This is a genomic window from uncultured Campylobacter sp., from assembly GCF_938031315.1.
Taxonomy (GTDB): domain Bacteria; phylum Campylobacterota; class Campylobacteria; order Campylobacterales; family Campylobacteraceae; genus Campylobacter_B.
In genome coordinates this window covers 1-6,096 of sequence record NZ_CALHHT010000036.1, presented here as the reverse complement: position 1 = coordinate 6,096, position 6,096 = coordinate 1, and the positions used below count along the sequence as shown (strand labels likewise).

Sequence of the window (6,096 nt, the reverse complement as noted above, 5' to 3'; positions counted from 1 at the left end):
GTTTATGTGCTGAATCGGCATGTCGAAGTAATTTGCGAAAACGGGTGAGCCCACGATCGTGCGGATGAGTCGCTCGTCGGTGCTGGTGGGGTAGAGATACAGCACGCGCGCGACCTTGACGCCCTTTATTTTTTCGATGCGTTTTATCAGCGCGACTAGATCTATGTCCTGTTCGTGGGCTTTTTCGTCGCCAGCACTCTCGTCGCTAGAGCCCTTACCGCAGGAGAGCTTACTTTGAGCGGAAATTTTATCTCCCGCGCTGCCGCTTGAGCCATCGGAATTCTGCCCGTCGCGAAAGCCTGCAAAATTTAACTCATCGCGGTAGTCTTTAAAATTTGATCCGCCTTTTTTGCCGCGTCTTAGATCGCGACCGTAGCTGCTAGAATCCTGCGCGATAAAGCTAAAATCGTAAAATCCGCGCGCCACCAAGCCGCGCACCTCTGCTTCGATGTCGTCGATGCTGCGGCTTTTTAGGCGACCTTTGAAGCTCGGAATGGCGCAGAAAGAGCATTTTTGATTACAGCCCTCCGAAATTTTAACGTAAGCGTGGTAGTTTGAGCCCGTTATCACGCGTGAAGAGGTAAGCGCGGGACTTTGCAGATAGGTTTGTGGGCTGAATAAATTTTGCTTTTTTAAGATCATTTCGTCGATCTTGTCGTAGTCGCCGACGCCGCTGAAAATATCGACCTCGGGTAGCTCGCGCATGAGCTCGTCTTTGTAGCGCTGCATCAGACAGCCCGTGACGACCAGCAGCGCGCCGCTTTTTTTCTGCTCGCTAAGCTTCAAAATCGTGCGGATACTCTCCTGCTTGGCGCTTGCTATGAAGCCGCAAGTATTTACGATCATCACGTCCGCACTTGCGGGTTCATCCGTGATCTCGTAGTTTTTCAGACGCCCAAGCATGATCTCGGAATCAACTAAATTTTTATTACAGCCCAGCGAGACGAGATGGAGTTTTGCCATTTTACAGCCAGATATTATCGATCAGGCGGGTTGTGCCGACCTTTGCGGCAAGCAGGATTATCGTATCGCCTTGCTTGATCTGCGAAATTTCATTAAATTTATAATCCACGAACGCTATATAATCGACCGCCAGCGGCTCAAGCACGCTAAGCATCTTTTCGCGGATGATATTTAGGCTGATCTCGCCTTTTTTAATAAGCGAGCTGGCGTTTAGCAATGAGCGCGAAAGCTTAAGCGCCATAAGCTTGCCCTCCTCGTCCAGATAGGCGTTGCGTGAGCTAAGCGCCAAGCCGTCGCTTTCGCGCACGATTTCACAGGGCACGATATTTATATCCATAAAAAAGCTCTTTACCATATTTTGTACGATGAAAAGCTGTTGGGCGTCCTTTTTACCCATATATACGTTGAGCGGACGTACGAGGTTAAAGAGCTTATTTAGCACCTTAAGCACTCCATTGAAGTGTCCCGGGCGCGTCTTGCCCTCCAAAATTTCGCTTAACGGCTTAGGCGCGATAATACCGGGTTCACAAGAGCCGTAAATTTCATCTACGCTCGGAATAAAAAGCGCGTTCACATTAAGGCTTTCGCAAATTTTAATATCGCCCGCTTCGTTTTTTGGGTAGTTGTTTAGATCCTCGCCGGGCAAAAACTGCGCCGGATTGAGGAATGCGGAGACGATTACGATGTCGTTTTCGTTCCGCGCTCTTTTTATGAGGCTCGCATGCCCCGCGTGCAAAGCCCCCATCGTAGGCACGAAGCCCACGCTGCCGCTTGCCGCCGCTCTGAAGCTTTTTAGCTCCTCTACGCTTCTAATGATCTGCATTGTTCTCTCTTTTCAATATAAAATATTAGGCTCGCAATTATATCAAAAAATATTAAAGGTATAAATTAAGCGCGAAAGGGCGGTCTATTTAGCGAGCGTTAATCAATAAGTACTAAAATCTACCACGAGCTTTAGCTCTAAAATAAACTTCAAAAGGAGCGAAAATGGCTACTCAAGAGACAAATTTAGATTCTTTGAAAAAGGATATCGACTCTTTAAAAGCAGATTTTAAAGAGATTATGAAGTCTATCAAAAATATAGGCGCAGAGCGTGCGGAGTCTGCTAAGGATAAAATTCTAGATCAGCTAAATAGCAATGAGATCAAAAAATATATAGATGATCTAAGGCTTAAAGGCAAAGACGGCATAGAAAGCGTAAATGACACGATAAAACAAGACCCGATAAAAAGCATCGCTATCGCTGCGGGCGTCGGATTTTTGCTCGCTTGGTTGCTGAAAAAATAATGGCCGGCATATCTGAATTTATAGTTTCGGTAGTAGAGCTCGTAGACGCTCAAGCTAGCGATATTAGGCGTTCTTTTTTAAAGAGCGCCAATTCGGTTTTATTAAATATAATTACGGGCGTGATTTGCATTATAGGCTTAGTTTTCTTTTTGCTAGGGCTGCACGCGCTTCTTGAAAAGACTATTGGAGAAATTTGGGCGTATTTTGCCTGCTCCATTGTAGCTTTTTTATGTTCTATCATCGTGTATAAGGTGCTTTCGTGCAAAGCGAAATGACAAAAGAAAAGCTAAGACTAGTGGTGTCTATGCTTGAAGACAAAAAAGCCGATTGTAAAAAGTTAAAGCTAGAAGAAGCAAAGCTAAAACTACTACTAAATGATCCTTTGCCCGATCTCTCTACGGAGCTTAAACTAATTAATCACGGAAATATTAAGCAGGTTTTGATATCCCTAATAGACAAATGCTTCATAATGCCCGCCTTAAATAAAATTTTATAAACAACCTTAATCCAAAATATGTTATAATCACGCCAAAAGCATAAAAAAAGGTCTTAAATTTTGGATAATTACGAATACACGGAACTTTTAAAAACCCTAAATACTAAAGTCGAAAATATTGCGGGCGTCGTAAAACCGGAGAATATTAAAACGCGCCTAAAAGAGATCGAGGAGCTTGAAAACGATCAAAATCTCTGGCAGGACATCGCAAAAGCAGGCGCCATCGGCAAGGAAAAAACTAAAATTTCAAATATCTTAAATAAATTTCTAAACGCTAAAAATGCCGTAGACGATGCAAAGGCTCTATATGAGCTGGCAAACTCGGAAAACGACGAGGAAACGATAAACTCGCTTTTTGCCGAAGCGGACGAGCTAGAGTGCAAGATCATAAATTTAGAAATTTCTATGATGCTTAGCGGCGAAAACGACGATAAAAACGCTATCGTCAGCATTCATCCGGGCGCGGGCGGTACGGAGAGCAACGACTGGGCGAGTATGCTATACCGCATGTATCTGCGCTTTTGCGAGCGAGAGGGCTTTAAGATCGAGGTTTTGGACTTTCAAGAGGGCGAGGAAGCAGGTCTTAAGGATGTTAGCTTCATCGTGCGCGGCGAGAACGCCTACGGATATCTGAAAGCCGAAAACGGCATCCACCGCCTGGTACGCGTTAGCCCATTCGATAGCGCAGGGCGCAGACATACGAGCTTTTCGAGCGTGATGGTAAGCCCGGAGCTGAATGACGACATCGAGATAAATATCGAAGAGAAGGATATCCGCGTCGATGTATTTCGCGCAAGCGGCGCAGGCGGGCAGCATATCAATAAAACCGAAAGCGCCGTGCGTATCACGCACATCCCAACGGGTATCGTAGTAAACTGCCAAAATGATAGAAGCCAGCACAAAAACAAAGAAACGGCGATGAAGGTGCTAAAGTCGCGCCTTTACGAGCTTGAGCTGATGAAACAGCGCGAAAAGGACGAAAACGTGCCTAAAAGCGAGATAGGCTGGGGGCATCAGATCCGCTCCTACGTACTTTTCCCATATCAGCAGGTCAAGGATAACCGCAGCGGCGAGGCGTATAGCCAGACCGACGCGATCTTAGACGGAGATATAAAAAGCATAATCGAAGGCGTTTTGATTTCACAAGCGAACAAATAAATTTTTTTGAAAGGATGAGAATGAGTGAAGATGGAATTTTGCTAGCGCTAGGATATAGCGTAAACGACGCGACGATCGCGCAGCTGCGAGGAATTTTATCGAAGTGTGATTTTGAGGATAACGAGCTCGATCGCATCGTGGGGCTGAACGATAAGCTTAAAATTTACGGTGCGCACGTGGCTATGTCTAATTCAAACCCATATTTTAAGATCAAAAATGACGCTACGAATGAGGAGCGTAAGACCGCTGTGGAGCAAATCATCAGCGCTTGGTCGGAAAAATTTAAGCTCAAGCTACAAAAGGTCACGGGCAAAGAGACCTATTACGTTTTGGGTCGCCAAATTTCAAAAAATTAAGGAGCAAAATATGAAAAAAATTCTAGCTTTGATCGCCGCTGGAGTATTTTTGGCGGGCTGCGTTAGCAACGCACCAAAGAGTGCGGTCGATGCGCCTAAGAGCGGTAAATATTCTTTCGCCGACGTTCAAGACGGTATCCGTGCGATGAACCTACAAGGTAGCGTCGTACAAAGTGATGCGTGCAAAAACGGCAATGGCGCAATGTGTCTAAATTTTGCGGATTCTATGTATTCCAAGCACGACTATGCTTCCGCCGCCAATGCCTACAACGCTGCGTGCACGCTCTCTCAAAACTTCCCTGCTTGCCAGAAGCTCGCAGCGATGTTTGAAAAAGGTGAGGGCGTGGAGCAAAATAAATTCAACGCTATTGATCTATACCGTATCTCGTGCTATTACGGCTACAAGGACGCGTGCGCAAATATGCGCCGCTTAGGATATAACGGCTAAGGCTTTGGGATTTAAATTTTAAAATTCTATTTTAGATTTACTCACTACGAACTGCTTTCAAATTCCATTCCGCCGTATCGCGGGATGGAATTTGATGCGTGAAATTCTATTATCTAGCCGCAATGGCTAAGATTTTTCTTGCCTTCTCAATTTGCTCCATAACATACGCTTTTTAAAATTTAAACTTTCTAAATTCTATCTTTTCATTAAAAATCGACATCGTGCGTTGAAGATTGCTTATATCTTTTTGCATCGTTTGCATAAAATAATCTCTCAGCTGCACATACTCCTCTTTATTTGCCATCAAAATATTTAGTATCTCAACCTCGGCGTTTTCTTTATAAAGCACGAGCTGATCGTGGAGGCCGAAAAAACTGAGACTGCCGTTGCGTAGGTGTATAAGAGGCTTTGCTCCGAAAATCCCCGACGCGGCTAAAACAAAAAGACACAATACATTAGTTATATATTGACCAATTGTTTCATCGTATGAGTCGGCGACAAAAGCTAATAAAAGCCAAAGAAGCAGCGCTATTTTTATAAACCAATTTACCCTTTGTCGCATACTGTGTCTGCAATCAAAGCTAATCACCATTGCGCCTATGCTGTTTAGTTCGAAAATTTTGCGAATTTTGTTTTTATGATAATACAGAATTTTATCGTTTTTAAACTCAAAATACATACCGTCTTTATCGCGAATTACGGTCAATAATGAAACCAATATAAATGGGAGCATTCGAAAGGTCTTAAGGCTAACGGGATTTACTATGGTAGCAAAAGTCAAAAATATAATAAAACCTATCAGTAGCGCCGGAAATTGATAAATCATAAATTCGTAATAAGTATGGTCTTTGATGATTATCGGCTCTTTGTCGTAGTCTCTAGTTTTAGAATTCTGCGATAAGGCGCCGCTATCATCCGAGATAAAATTTTGCGGCTCTGCGTTATTTTCATAGGCGGAATTCTTATCCGCTTCGGCTTCTAAATTTAAAGCGTCGGTAGCGAAATTAGGAGCTTTAGAATTCATGGATTCAGAATTTGAGACTTCAGAATCTGAAGATTTATAATTCAAGAATTTAGAATTTGAGATTTCGGAATTTTGAGCTTTAAAATTCGAAGCTTCAGAATTCCGGGCTTCAAAATTCGAAACTTCAAAATTTGAGACTTCAGAATTCTGGATTTCAGAATTTGGGGCTTTAGAATTTTCGCCGTTAGAATTTTGCTCCAAGCTCCGCTTCGGCTCTTGATGTCGCTTTTGTAGTAACCTTTTTAATTCCTCAAGCCTGCTTTGATCCATTCTTGCCCCCCTGATAAGGCGTTTTAGCCCCGTTTATTTTTTCTTGCGCTTTTCATCGCCGCTAGCTCCTGTGCCAAAAATTCCCCCGTGTAGC

General features: G+C 43.7%; 8 protein-coding genes. 5 read left to right on the top strand and 3 right to left on the bottom strand.

Annotated features, from left to right (window positions below; genetic code table 11):
- A partial coding sequence (locus tag Q0236_RS01020; RefSeq protein WP_297913967.1) for a radical SAM protein occupies positions 1-963 on the bottom strand: 963 nt, incomplete at its 3' end.
- Between the two features lies 1 nt (position 964).
- On the bottom strand, positions 965-1,786 hold the full coding sequence (gene panC / locus Q0236_RS01015; protein ID WP_297913964.1) for a pantoate--beta-alanine ligase: 822 nt from the start codon (positions 1,784-1,786) through the stop codon (positions 965-967).
- A 164-nt stretch (positions 1,787-1,950) separates the two neighbouring features.
- Between panC and Q0236_RS01010 the strand changes: the two genes are divergently transcribed.
- The 5 genes from Q0236_RS01010 to Q0236_RS00990 all read left to right on the top strand — a co-directional run bounded on the left by Q0236_RS01010 (position 1,951) and on the right by Q0236_RS00990 (position 4,708).
- Positions 1,951-2,250 (top strand): YqjD family protein, encoded by a 300-nt coding sequence (locus tag Q0236_RS01010; RefSeq protein WP_005870065.1) that lies wholly within the window; start codon positions 1,951-1,953, stop codon positions 2,248-2,250.
- 259 nt (positions 2,251-2,509) lie between these two features.
- Complete coding sequence (locus tag Q0236_RS01005) at positions 2,510-2,746, top strand: hypothetical protein (protein WP_295153140.1); 237 nt, start codon at positions 2,510-2,512, stop codon at positions 2,744-2,746.
- Between the two features lie 60 nt (positions 2,747-2,806).
- Complete coding sequence (gene prfB, locus Q0236_RS01000) at positions 2,807-3,904, top strand: peptide chain release factor 2 (RefSeq protein ID WP_297913961.1); 1,098 nt, start codon at positions 2,807-2,809, stop codon at positions 3,902-3,904.
- A 20-nt stretch (positions 3,905-3,924) separates the two neighbouring features.
- A complete protein-coding gene (locus Q0236_RS00995; protein WP_297913959.1) occupies positions 3,925-4,260 on the top strand; it encodes a type II secretion system protein in 336 nt (111 codons plus the stop codon).
- A gap of 10 nt (positions 4,261-4,270) precedes the next feature.
- Entirely contained in the window at positions 4,271-4,708 is a 438-nt protein-coding gene (locus Q0236_RS00990; RefSeq protein ID WP_005870060.1) for a hypothetical protein, read from the top strand.
- 172 nt (positions 4,709-4,880) lie between these two features.
- Here the strand turns inward: Q0236_RS00990 and Q0236_RS00985 are convergent, their stop codons facing one another.
- Positions 4,881-6,002, bottom strand: coding sequence for a hypothetical protein (locus tag Q0236_RS00985; protein WP_297913956.1), 1,122 nt, complete (start codon positions 6,000-6,002; stop codon positions 4,881-4,883).
- Positions 6,003-6,096 lie beyond the last annotated feature (94 nt).

Coding starts and splice junctions, on each gene's coding strand:
- panC (WP_297913964.1), bottom strand. CDS start 1,786: ATGCAGATCATTAGAAGCGTAGAGGAGCTAAAAAGCTTCAGAGCGGCG.
- Q0236_RS01010 (WP_005870065.1), top strand. CDS start 1,951: ATGGCTACTCAAGAGACAAATTTAGATTCTTTGAAAAAGGATATCGAC.
- Q0236_RS00995 (WP_297913959.1), top strand. CDS start 3,925: ATGAGTGAAGATGGAATTTTGCTAGCGCTAGGATATAGCGTAAACGAC.
- Q0236_RS00990 (WP_005870060.1), top strand. CDS start 4,271: ATGAAAAAAATTCTAGCTTTGATCGCCGCTGGAGTATTTTTGGCGGGC.
- Q0236_RS00985 (WP_297913956.1), bottom strand. CDS start 6,002: ATGGATCAAAGCAGGCTTGAGGAATTAAAAAGGTTACTACAAAAGCGA.